We start from the raw sequence: 17146 nt of genomic DNA, 5'->3' as shown, positions 1-17146 counted from the left end.
AGCAGCGCTGAAGGTCCCACTGCGCCTCGGCTTTCTCGTCCGTTGGAGAGGAAGCCTCGCCGGACCAGTGAGTTCCTTGACAGGTCATGGCAGAAAGCGGCGGCCTATTGACTTCAGGTGCGACTTTCGAACAAAAGTAGAACACTCTGAGTCTCCGACCGAAGAAGGTTTGCTTGGCCAAACTGCCAGTGTTGCCCGCCTACTATTATCTCGACCACTTCGTCGAGATGCTCGGGTTCGTGCAGCGGACCTACGGGCTGATCCTGACCGCGGAGCATCATGATTTCATCGCGCGCTTTGAGGGCCTTTCCAAGGATGCCCAATGCCTGCTGATCAGGATGGTCAACCGACGGGGTGCGATTTTCAATCGATCGCTGTTCAATTACCCCGAAATCGCAGACGTCCAGCGCGCGGTCTCCGATCTGATGGCCGCCGGTCATGCTCGTAGCCTCGGCGAGGCAGACTATGCGGCGTTCGTTGCTTGTCTGTCCAAGGATGTCCTTGTCACCGGTGCGCAGGCGGCCGGGCGAGGTGATGTCCGCAAGTCGTGGTCGAAGCCGAAGTTCGTCGACTACTATCTCGAGCAGGTCCCCTTCTCCGTCGCCGTGCAACACTGCGGCGCCCACAAGTTCATCGCGCTCCACGGCACGCGGCCTATCGAATTTCTGCTCTACCTCTACTTCGGCAAGACCGAGGTCGACCTCAAGAACTTCGCGCTGCGCGACCTCGGCATTCTCCGCACCAACCAGGAGACGTCGTTCAGCGCGCGATTCACGGACGCAGAAGAGGCGCTTGCCTCGTTCCACTACAGCCAGATTCTCGACCGCCTCGAGGTGAAGTCGGCGACCGTCTACAGACAGGCCGCGATTGACGTGCTCGGAGGACCCGTCTGCGGAACCGACTTCGCCGCGGATCTTCGCAGCCGGGCGGCGCACCAGACGGGGCTATACTTCGAAAAGGCGGGCGAAGGTGCCCTCGCCCGGCAACTTTATCGTGCAGGCTCATCGCCGGACTGTAACGAGCGTCTGGTGCGCTTGCTCTACAGCGAGGGCGACCGCGTCGGAGCCGAAGAACTTCTGCAGCGAATGATCGACGATCCGGCCAGCGAGGGCGAGCATCTCTTCGCAACGGATTTCTATGCCCGCAAGTATGGGGGGCGGCGCACGGGGCCATTTACCGAACTGCTACGGTCCGGCCGCGTGATCGCAGTCGACGACACGCATCGGGGCAATCCCGAAGCGGGTGTCGCAGGCGTCCTACGGCGCGACGGCGCCAAGGTCTACTACACGGAGAACGTGCTGTGGCACACCCTGTTCGGTCTGCTGTTCTGGGATGAGCTCTTCGAAAGCACGCAGATGCCCAGCGGTTTCGACTGGATTCCGCACTGCCTGAAGGACCGCAGCTTCCACCGGCTGTTCGCCTCGACGATCGACGAGAAGTTGGAAGCTATCGCACTTGGAAATGCCCTTCCGTCGATCCTTCGCACAGTTGCGGCGCGATGGGGCCGCCCCAACGGGATCTTCGCCTGGGACCACGTGCAGGTCGAGGCGCTGCGCGCCTTGCTTGATGGGGTCGATCCGTCCGGCATCGCCCGGATCGTCCGAGCGATGTGCCACGATTTCCGCGGCATGAGAGACGGCTTCCCGGACCTTCTGCTGGTGCGCGACGGCAAAGCGTCGTTCATGGAGATCAAGGCGGAAGGCGATGTTATCCGGCGCAATCAGCTGATCCGCCTCCGCCAACTCGGCGCCGCCGGAATCGCCGCCGAAATCGGCCGGGTCGACTACCGCTTCGACCCGGAGCAGGACTACGTCGTGGTCGACGTCGAGACGACCGGCGCCTGGTCGAACGGCGATCGCATCACCGAAATCGGCGCGGTGAAGATTCGGAACCATCGCGTCGTCGGCGAGTGGCACAGCTTGCTCAATCCCCAGCGTCCGATCCCCGCAAAGATCGTTCAATTGACCGGCATCACAAACGATATGGTGCGCGGCGCGCCACTGTTCGCGGAAGTGGCTGAAAGCTTCATAGACTTTATGGCCGACGGCATCTTCGTCGCCCACAACGTGAACTTCGACTACGGCTTCATCGCCTATGAGTTCGAAAGATTGGAGCGACCTTTCAGGTTTCCGAAGCTCTGCACGTGCGCAGGGATGCGTCGACGGTATCCCGGACACAAGTCCTATGGACTTGGAAATCTCTGCGAAATCTATGGAATCGAGCTCGACAATCATCATCGGGCTCTATGCGATGCGCGAGCATCGGCGCACCTGCTGAACTTGATAAACCAGAAGCGAGGCTAGGATCTTCCGCCGAGTGCGGCGGCTGCCTAGCTGACTTTTAGTTTCGGTCGAGATAACGGATCGAGGCCGTCGTCTTAGACTTGCGACATGGTCTGCTTTAGCATCGCCGCATGAACCCAACAGATCTAGAGAACGCCGGCGGCTCGGCGCAGCGAAAGATCATCCACATCGACATGGACGCCTTCTACGCGTCGGTCGAGCAGCGGGACGATCCGGGCCTGCGCGGCAGATCCGTCGCTGTCGGCGGCTCTGAGCAGCGCGGCGTCGTCGCCGCTGCGAGCTACGAAGCCCGGAAGTTCGGCGTGCGGTCTGCGATGCCTTCGGTCACTGCGAAACGGCAGTGTCCTGAACTGATCTTCGTGAAGCCGCGTTTCGAAGTCTACAAGGCCATCAGCCGGCAAATCCGCGAGATTTTCGCCGAGCACACCCTCATCATCGAGCCGTTGTCGCTGGACGAAGCCTATCTCGACGTGACCGTGAACCTGCAAGGCATTCCCCTCGCCCGCCGTCGCGCTGCGGATCCGCGAGAAGATCAAGGCCGAGACCGGCCTCAACGCTTCTGCGGGGATCAGCTACAACAAATTCCTGGCTAAGCTGGCCTCCGATCACCGAAAACCAAACGGGCAATACGTGATTTCTCCGGAGATGGGACCGAGCTTCGTCGAAGCGTTGCCGGTCGGCAAATTCCACGGCATCGGTCCAGCCACGAGCGCGAAGATGAATGGCCTCGGCATCTTCACCGGGATGGACATTCGCAATCAGACGCTGGAGTTCATGAACGCCAATTTCGGCAAGTCGGGCGCCTACTACTACTGGATTTCGCGCGGGGTCGACGACCGTCCTGTCCGCGCCAATCGTATTCGCAAGTCCATCGGCGCGGAGAACACGTTCTCGGCCGACCTCACGACTTTCGAGGCCATGGCCGCAGAGCTCCGGCCGCTGGTCAACAAGGTTTGGCGGCACTGTGAGAGCACCGGCAACAGGGGTCGGACCGTGACCCTCAAGATCAAATTCTCCGATTTTGAGATCATCACGCGGAGCCGCTCAGTCCTGACGGTCGTATCTAGCCGGGACGACTTGGAGAGCTTGGCGGTCGCCCTACTGCAGGCCGAAATGCCCTTCCCAAAGTCGGTCCGCCTGCTGGGCGTGTCAATGTCCTCGCTGCAAACGCAGAGTAACGACGAGGTCGTACCTCAGCTTGATCTGCCCATCTGACGCGGCACATGGATGCGGGGTACAGTCGAGCGCCTGGAGACGGCGGAATTTCCTCCCGACCGTGCCTCGGCCCGGCCTACCCGACTTCAAGATCGTGGATGATCGGCTTCAATCCGTCGGGCTTGACTTCGAGGCTTGCAAGGGTGATCGGCAGATTGAAGCGCCGGCGCCCGGCACTGCCGGGATTCACGTAAAGCAAGCCGTTTTCCGTGTTTATCTTCGGCACGTGGGAGTGCCCGGAAACAATGACATCGATCCCCTTGGCTACAGGATCGATCTGTAGGGTCTTCAGGTCATGGAGAACGTAGAACAGACGTCCCGCGAGCTGCACGAACTCAGTGTCGGCAAAGGCGGTGGCCCACGCGCCCGTATCCACGTTCCCTCTGATCGCCGTGACGGGGGCAATCCTCCGCAGCGCGGGAATGATCTCGGGATCGCCGATGTCGCCGCCGTGAATGATGTGATCGACATGAGCCAGCATGCGAAGAGCCTCTGGCCTAAGCAGGCCGTGCGTATCCGAGATGATGCCGATCGTGAAGATCATCGAAGCGTCCCCAGCACTCTATCACGCGTTGAGTCACGCTGGTCGATCTGGGAAGTTCGCTCTTTCCTGAAGCACCACCGACCCCCCGGATATCAGTCCGCCTAAGCCGACTTTCGCCGGCTCACGCCGAAAAGACCTGTTCATCCAGCTACCAGTGCAGGTCCAGCTGGTCCAGAGTTCCGCCGACATCCACGCGTTCCCGACGACGGAGCCGAACGCCGAGATGAAGCGCGTGCATCCCAAGGCGATGCCCGTGATCCTGACGACCAGCGAGGAGCACGACGTGTGGATGCGCGCCCCCTGAGACGAAGCCAAAACGCTGCAGCGACCGCTTTCGGAAGGTGCGCTGCAGATCATAGCGACGGACGACCAGGAAGACCCGGCGCCGGCCGCGTAGGGTTCTTCACGACCCGACGGAACACGTGGACAAGCCGGAGCCTCGGCGTTTCGGAATCCCTGACCCGTGCTAACCGCCGGGAACGCGCCGGCGGTCGGAAGGATTCGTCTTGGCAGGAGTAATCTCGATGCTGATGACGAAGAAAAGACCGCAGGCGATCCGGACGCTCCGAGGGTGGGCGATCAACGTGCTGCAACAGGCCGGTGCCATCCACGAATGCGAGGAGCACGGCTGGGCGCAGGACCGGGCCGACCCGCACGCCCGCGAGCGCGCCATCGATCTCGCCCGGCAGGACCCGCCGACCGGCGCCTCCGCGGAAGAAGCCGTGGCGGAGGTCCGCGACGTCCTCGATTCGATCGGCGACAGTTGCCCGGAGTGTCCGCCGGACGAAGCCTAGGTCGCTTCATCCACCGGCAGCTCGCTTTTGCGCGGAGACGCGCCTTGGCGCCAGTCGCGGATGCTTTAGTCCCGAGTGCGGCGCAGCGCGGCCGCCAGCCTTTCCCTTTCCTTCTCCCACCGCTCGTCTTCGGCCTGGACCCGCTTCTCGATCGCGGCCCGTTCGGCGTGGAGGGCGTCCGACCGTTCGTTGTGCTCCCGCTGCGCCGCTTCCAACGTCGCCTGCGCTTTCGCGACCAGCTTCGCGCGCTTGGCCCGCTCCTTCTCCCTCGCCGCCTCTTCCTTACGACGCTCGGCGTCCCGCCGCTTCTGCTCGCGCTCGAACTCCGCAGCGGCCTTGCGTGCATCCTGATCGCTGATCTTGGGGGTGGCGTGCCCCTTGGGCTCAGGACGACGGCTCTTCTTTCGCCCGCTTGCTTCGTCCTCCAGATCAGGAAGGTCGGCGCGTTCGGCAAAGCGGCCGTTCGATCCCGCCGGCCGCTTGAGCACCACTCCGGGTTTCGACATGGTCGCGGCGACCACCTCGGGATCGTCGGACTCATTGGCGGCACCCTGGTGGAAAAGGTTGCTACCGGCACCCCATGCCTCCAGCGCCGCCTTCATCGACGGCGCCGCAATCGCGAGATCGTAGAAACCGAGCGAGGTCTGAAAGGTCTTGAGCTTTCTGGCCATGTCGCGTGCCGGCTCGCGGATCTCCTAGCCCCGTCGCGCAATCCAGATGCCGAGCAGGAAAGCGACGAAGAGCGACTGCAGCGGCGCCTCAATGGTTACCTTGCGCAGCCGCTCGGCGCAGCGGATCGCGAAGTCCTGCGGAGTGGACTCGATCGGTCGCCTATCGAAACCTTGCTCGCTGACCAGTCCGGAGGCCTCTGTCATCGCCGAAGCTTCTTTCATATCCATACGGCTCTCCTGTTCTCAGGCTGACTTCCGCTGCCTGGCCGTGGGCTTCTTCGCCGCCGTTTCCTTCGCCGGCTTCTTGCCCGCGATCGGCATCAGCATCTCCTTCTGACCGGCGGAGGCCTTTTTCGGCTTTTTCGCAGGCTTCTTCGGTGCAGACGCCACTTCCGCGGACTTCTCGCCGCCGACACTGCGGCGCAGCGCTTCCATCAGATCGACGACATTCTCGCCGCGGGGGCGTTCCTTCGGCACGATCGGCTTGCCGGCCCGCTTCTGATTAATGAGATCGACGACAGCGGTTTCGTACTGGTCCTCGAACTTGTCGGGCTCGAAGTGGCCGGACTTCTGATCGACGATGTGCCGGGCCAGGTCCAGCATGTCCTTCGTGACCTTCACGTCCTGGATCTCGTCGAAGTATTCGACCGGGTCGCGGACCTCATACGGATAGCGCAGCAGCGTGCCCATCAGGCCCTTGTCCAAGGGCTCCAGCGCGATGATGTGCTCGCGGTTCGTCAGTACGACGCGTCCGATCGCGACCTTGTCCATCTCGCGGATGGTCTCGCGGATTACGGCGAAGGCGTCGTGGCCGACCTTGCCGTCCGGACGCAGATAGTAGGGGCGGATAAGGTACCGCGGATCGATCTCGCTGCGGTCGACGAACTCGTCGATCTCGATCGTCCGGGTGGATTCCAGCGCGACGTTCTCGAGTTCTTCCTTGGTAACCTCTATGAAAGTGTCCGTGTCGACCTTGTAGCCCTTGACGATGTCCTCGTTGGCAACCTCCTCGCCAGTGTCCGCGTCGACCTTCAGATACTTGATCCGGTGGCCAGTCGCCCGGTTCAGCTGGTTGAAGCTGACCTTCTCTGAGTCGGACGTCGCGGGGTATAGGGCCACCGGACAGGTGACTAGGGACAGTCGAAGGAAGCCTTTCCAATTGGCGCGTGGGGCCATGTACGCGGAACTCCGGTTGATGCGGATTCAAGACGAACGTCGCCCCTCGGTTCCGACAGGCGCCGGGCGCCGGGCCACAAAAAAAGTTGGCCCGGCCGTCGCCCCGGCAGCGTCACCTGACCGGATAACGACCGGACTGGACGAAATTTCCCGAAAAGGCCGTGAATCGCTCGTTTTTCCAGTACCTCCTCGCTGGCACCACCGGTACTGTGTCCCGGCATGACCGCATCGCCCCAACCCTACCGAGACGAGATTGTTCAGGCGCCGGATCTGGCGGCGATGGCGGAGGCGCTGGGACGGTCGGCGGACTACCGGGTGCTGCGGCGCCTGGTGCCGCGAGCCGAGTTCGCGGTGACCAACGGGCAGACAACCAAGACCGGGATCTTGCTTGACACCGAGACGACCGGTCTGGATCACAGGAAGGACGAGATCATCGAGCTGGGGATGGTCAAGTTCGATTATCTGCCGGACGGCCGGATCGCCGGCGTCAGGGGCACGTTCTCCGCCTTCAACGAGCCATCGATCCCGATCCCGGTCGAGATCACTGCGCTCACCGGCATCACCGACGACCTGGTGGCCGGTCACAGAATCGACGAGGCGTCCGTCAGCGCGTTGGTCGATGATGCGGTGATCATCATCGCGCACAATAGCGGATTCGACCGGAAGTTCGCGGAACGGTACTGGCCGATTTTCGAACGGAAGGCTTGGGGGTGTTCTGCGACCGAGGTTCAATGGCGCCAGCACGGCTTCGAGGGCTCGCGTCTCGGCTATCTGCTGCACGGTGCCGGCTTCTTCCACCAGGCCCACAGAGCGGTCGACGATTGCCACGCACTGCTCGAGATACTGGCGCTAGACCTGCCCGCGACCGGAGCGCCGGCGCTCGCCATGCTGCTTGAGCGAGCGCGGAAACAGACGATGAGGGTATGGGCGGAGCAATCGCCATTCGACCTGAAAGACGCTTTGAAGCGTCGCGGTTACCGTTGGTCGGACGGAAGCGACGGCCGACTCCGGTCTTGGTACGTCGACGTCGAGGAAAGCGCGCTGGCGGATGAGATCGCGTTCCTCAAGACTGAGATCTATCTTCGAGACGTCGAACCCCGGCTTCAGACGTTGACCGCTTTCACCCGCTTTTCCGTCCGGACCTGAACGGTCGGCTGGCGCCGGCGACCTAGCGCCCGAGGCGCTTCTCCACGCGCCTGCGGCTGTTGCCGACTTTCTTGACCGCCCTCATCGCTGCCGGCGCCGTGCGGTTCTCGGGACAACCTGAACACGACCAAAATCCTGGTATTGAAAGTCAACTTGGCTCGCAGGCGCGCGACACTGAATCGGCGGTGTAGCTCGCATGGTTATCGGCGTTGGTCTCTGGCGACACGCGTCCGAACGCCGCATGGATCGTCGCCGGCAGATCGCCTCGCCGCCCGTCAATTCGATTGCATTGTATTCACAATCCCGCTTAAGTTGCCTCGGGCGCAGCGCATGTGGAATGTCCCACCGTTCTGAAAAAGCCCTGAGACATCGATGCAACATGCGTTTGTGCTGAGGGCAGAATGATTGATGCACTTCGCGTCGCAAAGACCGCCAACTTTCACAGTCTTAAGCGCCCGCTAAGCAATGCATCGGTCGATGAGCTCTTCCGCCGGATTCGGGCTGGACATCCCTCCGCGTCGCAGAATCTATTCTACCATCGTCGAGCACAAGCCGGCGCATCATTCTGGTCAGCGGTTTCCTTTCTCTATGATCGCACACCTTCCTTCCTCTCTGAGGAGGCAGGCATCCGGGAGCGGATATGCGGATTCCTCCTTCTGGTCGAACACCGCGATCACGTAGCGCTTTTCAAATCAAAGCTTGAAGTGCCCGCGGGGTTCTCAACACGCTATCTCGGCAGGATTTCGCCAGAGAGAATCGACATCGCAGTAGCGCGCAAAGATACGATCTTCGAGAAGATCCGGCTACGCAACATGTCCATCTCGAAAAATGTTATGCGGAGCAAGTCGTTCGAGGCCGATGATTTGAGCAACGTCGTCGGACCAGCAGGAGTTAATCGCTACGTACCACAAGGCTACACCGTTCGATCCGACGCCGGAAACTATTCTACCACACCCAGCACGGGACGAATTGGCCAGCGATCCGATCGGGTCGGCCATCTCGCGCTAGTCGAATATGCGACGAGTGTAATCGACGATCTCGTCGGAGCCAGTGGCACGCCAGCCAGATTCATCGGCACGTTTGCCCGCGCGATCGATCTGGCGAGCCTTCAAGGAAGCCTCCGTCCGACAACGTTCGCAGTCGATGTGGCGAGCCTCATTGACTCAGTCCAAGAGCGTCGCGAAATCAGGTTCGTGCGAAAGGTGAGCGATCACTATAACGCCCTCTCGAAGTCCGAAACTGACAAAGTTATGACCGAACTTGACTGCGTCCTGAAGGTCGACGGCGGAGCAAAGTTGCTGGACTTAGTGAATTCTATTACCGCGCAGAAACTGGGCGCAATCGCAGTCAACAAAGGCCGTATTGCATTGCGCGATCTGACACTGCCACTCAGCTCAGCGGTTGAAGTCGAAGATTCCCAGCACCCGCTCGGAGGCGATCCAAATCGCCTATCGCTCCGACGGTATATAGATCGCGAAAACAAATTCATCGTTCTCTTCGATTCCCTCTCGCTTGCGTATATCGACGGCACGCTGTTTCGGGACGATGGGTTTTCTGAGGGGGGATATGCATTGCTGCGTCACGTGCGCGCGAACAACCTTCTTAACCGTGTCACGGATGAGAAGGGAACGTTTACTACCGCGCAAACCACGTTTGATACGGACTCAACCTTTGGAGTAATAGAGAGAAGCGTCGCGGATGGAGATGAAATACTCATTTGTGATGATCTTGGTGATGAATGGGCGGATTTTATCGGACTGAGCAACTCAAGCAGTCCGCCGCGTATCACCTTCTACCACGCCAAGCATGGTGAGCTGTCGCTCGGCGCCAGCCAATTCCACATCTCCGTGAGCCAAGCGATCAAGAACTTGCAACGCATGAACTTGCCGCCAGAATCCATGGGCAACAAAATTCGCGGCTGGAAGAACCAATATGCCAACAATGGCGTGAAGACCAAAATTCCGCGTACTTTGAGAGGAAACCAAGGTCAACTCGCCGCTGAGTTTGCGCACGCACGAAGTGCTCCGGATGTCATCCGCCGCGTGTTTATCGTGACATCTTCACTGAGCCGAAAAGCAGTCGAGGACGCGCTCGCACGTGTCAAGGCCGGCAAAGCACCGGATCCGTATTTCGTCCAGCTTTACTGGCTTTTGATGTCCTTCTTCTCCGCCTGCGCTGAGATGAATGCGCATGGTTACGTCATTTGCCAAGATTGACAAGAACGTTAGCGACAACAGCATCTCCCGGCAGCCAACTGGCGAAGAATAATTTATGGCAAAGGTGATTATATGACGTGGATCGAAGAGTTGATTGAGATAGTTGGCAAGAGAAAGATCGCGCTTTTCAGAGTTCCTGACGACACATGGAACGCAATCGAGAGCTCAACACGCGGATTCGCGTCGTTTTCGATGGCGCTCCCACACGAACAACTCGAGGAAGTTACCAAGCGATCACTCTGCCTTTTCGTTCGGGAAACGGGTGGAGCCCCACTGCATCTCGCACTCGTCCGCTCAGTTTCTGCCGTTACGACGCTCCAAACTCGACTGAAAATCGAAGCCGGGGCGCATATTAATCCAAGCGACATCGATAAGCTCATCGCGATGCTTGATACTCGAAGCAGCAACCAGTTGCGGTCAGCCATCGAGCATAAGTCACCCGCATCTGTACTGTCGAAAAAGGTAAGCCAGGCAATAATGACCGCCTTGAGCGGCGATAGCTCAAACGAGCAGAGCCTTAAGCACATCCATCTTTTGCTCGCGGTATCGAGATTCAATAGTGCTGTGGGGCTACAGGCAGATGCGATCGACACGGCGCTCAAAATCTTCGGCTACGACAGTAGCGTTAAGGCTAAATCGCTTCATGTTGTAGAAGGCGCCGATTCCACGATACGACTCCTGGAGGATTCCGTCGTGGCCCACGATGCAAGACGCGTCCCCGATATGAGCCTCGTCGGCAGCGACGTCACCGGATATGCGGAATTCGTGGGTAATGGCGATCGATTGCGGGTCTACACCGCAAATAAGCTTCCGCTAGAGAAGTTGTTTGGCGTCGACCTTATTTATCTGAACCAAAGGCTCAAAAATCTGGTCTTGATTCAGTACAAGATGCTGGAACCCAATGGATCTGAGAGCGATTGGCTCTACCGGCCCGATGCGCAGCTCGATGTAGAGATCGAGCGGATGGAAAGATTTCAACAGACCGTAACAGGCCCGGCATCTTACCGATTGAATCCAGAAGCATTCTACATGAAGTTCGTGAAACGAAAATCTGGTGTCGGTTCAGGCTCCATTACAATCGCCTTGTCCCACTTCAAAGAATTGGCTCGCAGCTCCAATGATCCGGAGAAGAGAGTGAGAGTTAGCTTCAACGCGTTAAACGGGCATTACCTCCGTGAAGCGGGCCTCATCGACCTCATCAAGGGGGGCTATATCGGTTGTCATTCTGAGTTGTCTGAAGGATTCACCGAATTGATCAACGCTGTTGTGCGCGGAGGAAATGCGGTAGTGGCGGCCATAGAAGAGAAAATTTCCCATTCGTCAGCGGACGACACCAAATAGGCGCGTGACGAAATTTAAGGGCGTTCTGCGCGAACGGCTTGCTGGGGAACGGAACACTCTGCCACCTTTAGGTCGTTCGAAGAACGTGCTCTATTGGGCGAATTGTGTGAGCTACGACAGAGGAAGCACAACTCCGGTCACCTCCCCTAATCTGGCAATCAGCTCTTCCTGAAACGCGGAATTGCGAGCTTCGTCTGCCGGCTCCTGCTGCTGCATGTGATGCCAGTAGCGCCCGCGGACCAGCGCTGCCGGATCATCGCTGACGGCCAACCAGGTCTGGGTCCGCTGACCAGTCTCGACATTGACTGGGGCGCCCGCGCCGCCCATCTTCGTGCGCGCCCAGCCGGGGTCGACGGCGTTGCTCAAGGCCCGAGGCCAGCATTGCGCCAGCGCGGACGCGAGCGCGACGGCGTGAAGCTTGCTCTCGGCGTACGCCTTTGCCGAATCCAAGACCGTTTCGTCCAGCCGAGGTCATCCAGCGAGCCTTCTCCGCCCCGATGCAGCCCGCTACTGAGATAGACCAGCCTGGCTGGACGTTCGATCAGCGCCGTCAGCATGTACGGCGCAGGGGTGTTGATTGCCAAGGTGACGGCATGGCCTTCCGGCGTCGAGCCGCGGCTCCGCTGAGTGTAGACGCCAGCGTTGTGGATGACCGCATCCATACGCCCGATCGCGTTCACCTGGTCCGCGACGGCCCTCGTCTCAGCGCCGCTCTGCAGGTCCCCGACCACGACCCCCTCAGAGCGCGACGCTAGTTCGCCGAGCGATGCGGCGCGATCGGTCGACCGCGCGTGCAGCACTACGCGCTGTCCCTGATAGAGGAGCGATTGCGCCGCCGCACGGCCGAGACCGTCCGTGCTGCCGGTGATGAATACGATCGCCATGCGCTGCTCCTTCCGCTGGTTCGGAACGCACTCTACAGCGTCCGCGCATCACTTCCGATACTGGTCGTCGTTCACCTTCTCTAGCCAACCCACTTTCTTTCTGCCGGCGGATTCCTAGATGGCGGTGTGGGTCATCGAGGCGCTGCAAGTCCGCTCCGAGACGGTCCAATGAATATCTTGGCGCATCCGAAGGACGATTTGGCCTAACGTTTTTCTCTCAGCTCGCAGACGCGCGGGAAGTGGACGACAACATCCCCTACCCGGTCGCTTTGGATCCCTAATGCCAGTTCGTCGTCGCCGACGAACTCCGGCTGCCGCAGCGAAGTCCGCGGGCCCGAAGGCAGCGAAGCACGCGCCATTTCGAGCGCCTCGCCAGCGCTCACGGACTGCGTCGGCATGCGATTTGGGCAGGATCGGTACGTCCTTAGACCATTCCTCGCTAATCCACTTCGAGATCAACGATCACCGGGTCGGAGCCGCAAGAGATGGGCCGAGACGACCAAATTCGGCTGTCCAACTCCTGTGGCAGCCCTTATGATCGGTAGCCCGTCGAGATTGCAGAGCGGATCACCTGCGGCCCATGAGGGAATTTTTTGCCTATGACTGAAGCCCGCAAAAAGATTCGGATTTTCTTTTCCTGGCAGAGCGACTTGGACCAGGAAGTCACGACCCGCGCGATTCGGGCAGCACTGCGCGCCGCGATGACGACCGTCGAGAAAGACTATCCGGTGGACATCGACCTGGAGGAGGCCACCAGCAACGTTGCCGGGTCGCCTTACATTCCTTACGCGCTCGCCGACAAGATCAGCAAGGCCGATATTTTCGTCGGTGACATTACGACAGTGGTGCGGCTCACCGGACAGACGGGCAAGAGCCTTCCGAACGCAAACGTGACGTTTGAACTCGGCATTGCTTCCGCCGAACTCGGCTGGAATAGGATTATCATGCTGTTCAACACAGCTCTTGCTCGACTCGAGGATCTGCCCTTCGATTTCGATCGCCATCGGATATCAAAGTTCAATTTCTCGACCGATGCCAACTCTCGCAAGAGCCACGAATCCGACCTCAGGAAGCTCGCGCATGCAGCGATCGCGCAAATCGTCGCGGACGACCCAAAGAGGCCGCGAGAACTCCAACAAGTGCCCCCGGAACAGATCAAGAAGTCGCGCGATATCGAGAACCTTCGCTGGTTCTTGCACCGTATCAACACGGCTTACCTCGATCGCCACATCCAGGAGATGCCGGCCTATCTCGAATACTCGGCAGTTCTCATGTACGAGGGGGTGGAGGAGCTGCAGCGACGATCAGATTTCCTCTTTTACGACCCCGATCTTACCGTGGCCGTGGATGGGATTATCGCGAACCTCCGAGTGACTCTAGCGCACAATGGGCAGTATCGGGATACGAATAACCTGGTTCGACAAGCGTTCGGACGGCCTGGCGACATGGATCTTCTCGTCGACGAAAGCCAAAGGAAGGCGTGGGACGAGATCGATGCAGCCCGATACGGGCTCAAAAGCCACCTCGATCGGCTCATAGCTATCGTACGGGAGCGATATATGGAGGTGGATATCGATAAGACGAACCCCGTCTTCGCGAAGGCTTACGCCTCTGTCCGGTCTTCTTTGCGGGAAGACGAGCAGGAAGCTCAGACATAGCTTGGGATTTCGCCCACCAATTTTCGACGCGTCGACCGGAATTGACCCGCATGCGATACATCGAGATCGAACAAATCGGCAGCCCCATTCGTCGTCAGTGGCGTCAGCGCGAAACGTTGAAAGGCCTAAAGCTCAATAAGATCGGTCGCGTATCTTGGCGGCCGGACACGCCCTCCACGCGGGGGATGATCGAGAAGGTCCGCCATCTGGTTCGCGTAAACCACGATCCCGCTGCACCAAAAGCCCTCCCTGCCGTCGACGTTCCGGACGAGGCCGCCGATGTTCAACTCATGCGGGATTTGATCTTCAACGCGAACAACATCGCGTTGGAGGCCTACGACGATGCCGCGCTCAAGCGCGGCAAGACGCCCGATTTCAAGTTGATGAAAGATGGAAATTTGGTCGGCTATTGCGAACTCAAATCTCCTTGGGACTTTGACGCGCTCGACGATCCGCCTGAAGGCGAGATGGCGGTACGCAGAAACCTGCCCTTCTATCGCAAGCTAGGAAATCAGATCCGCGGCGCCGCCCAACAATTCGACGCGGAGAATTCGGAGCATGACAAGCCCAACGTCATGGTGTTTGTCAGCCATACCCCAGACATCGAACGAAAGGACCTGATCGCTACGATCGCTGGTCTGCCGATGTCCGACGGAGAACGCCTTTTCATGCTTGGCAAGAAGATGCAGCGTCAAGTTTGCCAGGCGGCTCGAAAGATAGACCTGTTCTTGTGGATCGATGCGAAAGCCGGAACATGCCAGCACCTGACGGCGGCAGATGCCAAGCATCGGGCAACGGAACTTAAGCTTTTCGGACTGCCCGAAAATTGATCAGTCGCGCAGAGGCAAATCTAGCCGTGCTGGCCATCCGGTGGGAAGTCAAAGAGATTGGGCGGACGAGGATGCCCGGTCAGCCGCTCCTCTCATTGAACAAACGCGCCAGCGTTTCCAGGCACAGCTCGCCAGCAAGGACATGGAAATCGCGCGCAAGCTTGAAGACGTGCGTCTGCAACGCGAACAGCTCGCGAAGTCGCGTGAGCAGATCGAAGAGCAGATTGCGCAGCGGTTGGCTACTGAGCGGAGCCAGATTGCCGCCCTCGAGAGCAAGAAGGCCCGTGAGGCCACGGCGGCCGACCTGCAAGCAAAAACCGCGGAAGCGCACGAGCTCCGGCAGCTCCTCGAGGCGAATAATACCAAGCTTGCAGAGGCTCAGAAGGCCCAAGCCGATTTCCTGCGCAGGCAGCGCGAGTTCGAAGAAGCCAAACGTGAGCTCGACCTGACCATCGAAAAGCGCGTGCAAGCGTCTGAAGAGACCATACGCGCAAAGGCCAAGCAGGATGCCGATGAAGCGGCGCGCCTACGGGTCGCCGAGAAGGATCAGACCATTGAGTCAATGGCTCGCACGATCGAGGAGCTTAAGCGCAAGGCAGAGCAAGGATCGCAGCAGTCCCAAGGTGAAGTTCTGAGCTCGAACTGGAGGAGTTGTTGCGCACGAGGTTTCCGGCCGACCTGGTCGAGCCGATCGCCAGGGGCGAGCTCGGCGCCGACGTCATGCAGCAGGTCAACGGGTCAATTGGCCAGCCGGCCGGCACTATCCTTTGGGAGTCCAAGCGAACCAAGACCTGGAATGATAACTGGCTTTCCAAGCTTCGCGATGACCAGCGTCGGTCCGGCGCCGGCGTAGCCCTCATTATTTCGCAGGCACTTCCCAAGCATGTGGAGCACTTCGATCTCGTCGATGGCGTTTGGGTAGCTCAACCGCGATGCGCTATTCCTGTCGCCGTTGCCCTCCGGCAGACGCTCCTCGAAGTCAACAGCACCCGGCTTGTTCAGCAGGGCCAACAGACCAAGATGGAGCAGGTCTACAATTATCTGACCGGTACAAAATTCCGGCAGCGGGTCGAAGCAGTAGTCGAAAAATTCAATGACTGCGTGATGATCTCGATAAGGAGCGCAAATTCTTGACCCGGCAATGGTCAAAGCGCGAAATCCAGATCGTTTCCGTCATCGAGTCAACCGTTGGCATGGTCGGCGACCTGCAAGCGATTGCGGGCAAGGCGATGCCCGAAATTCCGAGCCTCGATAATCCGTTGCTAGAGGCCACACCCGAGTCCCAGCGAAAGCTGGCCTAGTCTAGGTTGCGCGGGAGCGCAGGCATACGTATCCTTCCCATTTTGTCTGCTCAATCTGGCCGCGATTCCACAAAGACGATACCGCTCCGGACGAGACTCTATGACTGGAGGTGCTGCGCGAGGACAGTCGCGTCATCTTTCTCGCCGCCTCGCGGGCCATCAAAACGGCCGATTAGCTGCCCGCATCCAGCCCCAGACCGCGGCCGTCGATCGAGACGCCGTCAGCCGCAGTTCACATTGCGGGTCAGTTAGCGGCTGCGCCAACTCGCTAACGATCTTGAAGCAAGGCCACCGGATCAATCCCAAGCGCATTCGAAATTTGTTCGAGGGCGTCAACTGTCGGCGAATTTTCCTCGCGCTCGATCATTCCGATATAGTTGCGATTCAAGCCGGCGCGATCAGCCAATTCCTCTTGGGAAAGGCCGCCCTCCTTTCGTAAACGTCGAAGATTTTTGGCTACCAGCCGCCGCAACCTCATGCGGCAAGACGGCACAAAACGTCACTTGATCTCCACCTAGTATACTAGGTATTGTCGACACTTCTCTATGGTGATCTCAGATGGCTAATGTGCTAGTTCGATCGGTTGAGCCGTTCGTCGACCGTGTCTCACCCAACCAAGCCTCCGCCCATAGGCAGTTCGTTCGTGTTGGCTATCGGACCGAGGGGACGGATGACGTTCTTTCGGCCATCGATCTACCTGTCCAGGTCCTCGAAGAAGAAATCGCATCAGGTCTACAGCTAGTCACCAGTGTCAGCTCCTCTGGCGAGGTTACATCCCAAATTGTCGGATCCTCGGGTTTGACGTTGTTAGGACCGCGCTTGATCACCTCAATAGATGATTTAGTTTCACAGGCTGTTTGCAAGGACAACCTTCGACTAGAGGAAGCATCAGCAAACGAACTGTTTGGCCTCTTGAGAACACTGGAATCTGCGATTTGCCACGTGAGAGCTGCGCTCGCTGAGGTGCGCTCTGAAGCCTAATCTCGGCACCATCCATGAGGACCAGCGCTTCATATCAAGCGCCTGACAGTGACTCTGTTTCAGTTTTCTTCTTCCCTTTCTTGAAT

General features: G+C 59.2%; 14 protein-coding genes and 4 pseudogenes. 11 read left to right on the top strand and 7 right to left on the bottom strand.

Annotation, left to right across the window (positions count from 1 at the left end):
* Nucleotides 1–173 precede the first annotated feature (173 nt).
* Nucleotides 174–2303 (top strand): 3'-5' exonuclease, encoded by a 2130-nt coding sequence (locus CQ14_RS11135; RefSeq protein WP_057857945.1) that lies wholly within the window; start codon nt 174–176, stop codon nt 2301–2303.
* 110 nt (nt 2304–2413) lie between these two features.
* A pseudogene (gene dinB, locus CQ14_RS47800) lies at nt 2414–3518 on the top strand (DNA polymerase IV).
* Nucleotides 3519–3594: 76 nt separating this feature from the next.
* On the opposite strand, the gene CQ14_RS11125 reads toward dinB, so the two are convergent.
* Nucleotides 3595–4062, bottom strand: coding sequence for a metallophosphoesterase family protein (locus CQ14_RS11125; protein ID WP_057857944.1), 468 nt, complete (start codon nt 4060–4062; stop codon nt 3595–3597).
* Between the two features lie 154 nt (nt 4063–4216).
* On the opposite strand from CQ14_RS11125, the gene CQ14_RS48210 reads away from it, so the two are divergent.
* Together CQ14_RS48210 and CQ14_RS11120 are read left to right on the top strand one after the other, a co-directional pair.
* The gene (locus tag CQ14_RS48210; RefSeq protein WP_199805513.1) at nt 4217–4366 is read left to right on the top strand and encodes a hypothetical protein; all 150 of its coding nucleotides are present in this window, start codon (nt 4217–4219) and stop codon (nt 4364–4366) included.
* Between the two features lie 220 nt (nt 4367–4586).
* Nucleotides 4587–4856, top strand: a complete 270-nt coding sequence (locus CQ14_RS11120; protein ID WP_057857943.1) for a hypothetical protein — start codon at nt 4587–4589, stop codon at nt 4854–4856.
* A gap of 65 nt (nt 4857–4921) precedes the next feature.
* On the opposite strand, the gene CQ14_RS11115 is transcribed toward CQ14_RS11120, so the two are convergent.
* From CQ14_RS11115 to ku, 3 genes are read right to left on the bottom strand one after another with little or no spacing between them, the layout of a single operon-like run.
* Complete coding sequence (locus CQ14_RS11115) at nt 4922–5527, bottom strand: hypothetical protein (protein ID WP_057857942.1); 606 nt, start codon at nt 5525–5527, stop codon at nt 4922–4924.
* Nucleotides 5528–5551: 24 nt separating this feature from the next.
* A complete protein-coding gene (locus tag CQ14_RS11110; protein WP_057857941.1) occupies nt 5552–5755 on the bottom strand; it encodes a hypothetical protein in 204 nt (67 codons plus the stop codon).
* Nucleotides 5756–5770: 15 nt separating this feature from the next.
* Entirely contained in the window at nt 5771–6703 is a 933-nt protein-coding gene (gene ku, locus CQ14_RS11105; protein WP_057857940.1) for a non-homologous end joining protein Ku, read from the bottom strand.
* A gap of 219 nt (nt 6704–6922) precedes the next feature.
* On the opposite strand from ku, the gene CQ14_RS11100 reads away from it, so the two are divergent.
* The 3 genes from CQ14_RS11100 to CQ14_RS11090 all read left to right on the top strand — a co-directional run bounded on the left by CQ14_RS11100 (nt 6923) and on the right by CQ14_RS11090 (nt 11406).
* Nucleotides 6923–7849 (top strand): 3'-5' exonuclease, encoded by a 927-nt coding sequence (locus CQ14_RS11100; RefSeq protein ID WP_057857939.1) that lies wholly within the window; start codon nt 6923–6925, stop codon nt 7847–7849.
* 401 nt (nt 7850–8250) lie between these two features.
* Complete coding sequence (locus CQ14_RS46055) at nt 8251–10065, top strand: hypothetical protein (RefSeq protein WP_245320296.1); 1815 nt, start codon at nt 8251–8253, stop codon at nt 10063–10065.
* Nucleotides 10066–10137: 72 nt separating this feature from the next.
* Complete coding sequence (locus CQ14_RS11090) at nt 10138–11406, top strand: hypothetical protein (protein WP_057857938.1); 1269 nt, start codon at nt 10138–10140, stop codon at nt 11404–11406.
* A gap of 111 nt (nt 11407–11517) precedes the next feature.
* On the opposite strand, the pseudogene CQ14_RS11085 reads toward CQ14_RS11090, so the two are convergent.
* Nucleotides 11518–12290, bottom strand: a pseudogene (locus tag CQ14_RS11085) (SDR family NAD(P)-dependent oxidoreductase).
* 599 nt (nt 12291–12889) lie between these two features.
* On the opposite strand from CQ14_RS11085, the gene CQ14_RS11075 reads away from it, so the two are divergent.
* Together CQ14_RS11075 and rpmD are read left to right on the top strand one after the other, a co-directional pair.
* Entirely contained in the window at nt 12890–13948 is a 1059-nt protein-coding gene (locus CQ14_RS11075) for a hypothetical protein (protein WP_057857936.1), read from the top strand.
* 50 nt (nt 13949–13998) lie between these two features.
* A pseudogene (gene rpmD, locus CQ14_RS46050) lies at nt 13999–14166 on the top strand (50S ribosomal protein L30); the annotation flags it as partial.
* A 691-nt stretch (nt 14167–14857) separates the two neighbouring features.
* On the opposite strand, the gene CQ14_RS46045 reads toward rpmD, so the two are convergent.
* Nucleotides 14858–15247 carry a hypothetical protein gene (locus tag CQ14_RS46045; protein ID WP_245320295.1) on the bottom strand — a complete coding sequence of 130 codons (390 nt, stop codon included), beginning with the start codon at nt 15245–15247 and terminating at the stop codon, nt 14858–14860.
* Between the two features lie 93 nt (nt 15248–15340).
* Between CQ14_RS46045 and CQ14_RS46040 the strand changes: the two are divergent.
* Nucleotides 15341–15912 (top strand): annotated as a pseudogene (locus CQ14_RS46040) (DUF2130 domain-containing protein).
* Entirely contained in the window at nt 15909–16079 is a 171-nt protein-coding gene (locus tag CQ14_RS46035; protein WP_245320293.1) for a DUF2130 domain-containing protein, read from the top strand. The pseudogene CQ14_RS46040 and the gene CQ14_RS46035 overlap by 4 nt, the downstream one beginning before the upstream one ends.
* A gap of 268 nt (nt 16080–16347) precedes the next feature.
* Here the strand turns inward: CQ14_RS46035 and CQ14_RS11060 are convergent, their stop codons facing one another.
* On the bottom strand, nt 16348–16557 hold the full coding sequence (locus tag CQ14_RS11060; RefSeq protein WP_057857935.1) for a helix-turn-helix domain-containing protein: 210 nt from the start codon (nt 16555–16557) through the stop codon (nt 16348–16350).
* Nucleotides 16558–17146: the final 589 nt, after the last annotated feature.

Source organism: Bradyrhizobium lablabi (assembly GCF_001440475.1).
Lineage (GTDB): Bacteria > Pseudomonadota > Alphaproteobacteria > Rhizobiales > Xanthobacteraceae > Bradyrhizobium > Bradyrhizobium lablabi.
Note: the sequence above shows the minus strand (reverse complement) of the source record. Positions and strands in the feature narration are given on the sequence as shown.

Bases quoted from the DNA above. Each gene is read 5' to 3' on its own strand.
- CQ14_RS11125 (WP_057857944.1), bottom strand. From the start codon at position 4,062: ATGATCTTCACGATCGGCATCATCTCGGATACGCACGGCCTGCTTAGG.
- CQ14_RS11120 (WP_057857943.1), top strand. From the start codon at position 4,587: ATGCTGATGACGAAGAAAAGACCGCAGGCGATCCGGACGCTCCGAGGG.
- CQ14_RS11115 (WP_057857942.1), bottom strand. From the start codon at position 5,527: ATGGCCAGAAAGCTCAAGACCTTTCAGACCTCGCTCGGTTTCTACGAT.
- CQ14_RS11110 (WP_057857941.1), bottom strand. From the start codon at position 5,755: ATGGATATGAAAGAAGCTTCGGCGATGACAGAGGCCTCCGGACTGGTC.
- ku (WP_057857940.1), bottom strand. From the start codon at position 6,703: ATGGCCCCACGCGCCAATTGGAAAGGCTTCCTTCGACTGTCCCTAGTC.
- CQ14_RS11100 (WP_057857939.1), top strand. From the start codon at position 6,923: ATGACCGCATCGCCCCAACCCTACCGAGACGAGATTGTTCAGGCGCCG.
- CQ14_RS46055 (WP_245320296.1), top strand. From the start codon at position 8,251: ATGATTGATGCACTTCGCGTCGCAAAGACCGCCAACTTTCACAGTCTT.
- CQ14_RS11090 (WP_057857938.1), top strand. From the start codon at position 10,138: ATGACGTGGATCGAAGAGTTGATTGAGATAGTTGGCAAGAGAAAGATC.
- CQ14_RS11075 (WP_057857936.1), top strand. From the start codon at position 12,890: ATGACTGAAGCCCGCAAAAAGATTCGGATTTTCTTTTCCTGGCAGAGC.
- CQ14_RS11060 (WP_057857935.1), bottom strand. From the start codon at position 16,557: ATGAGGTTGCGGCGGCTGGTAGCCAAAAATCTTCGACGTTTACGAAAG.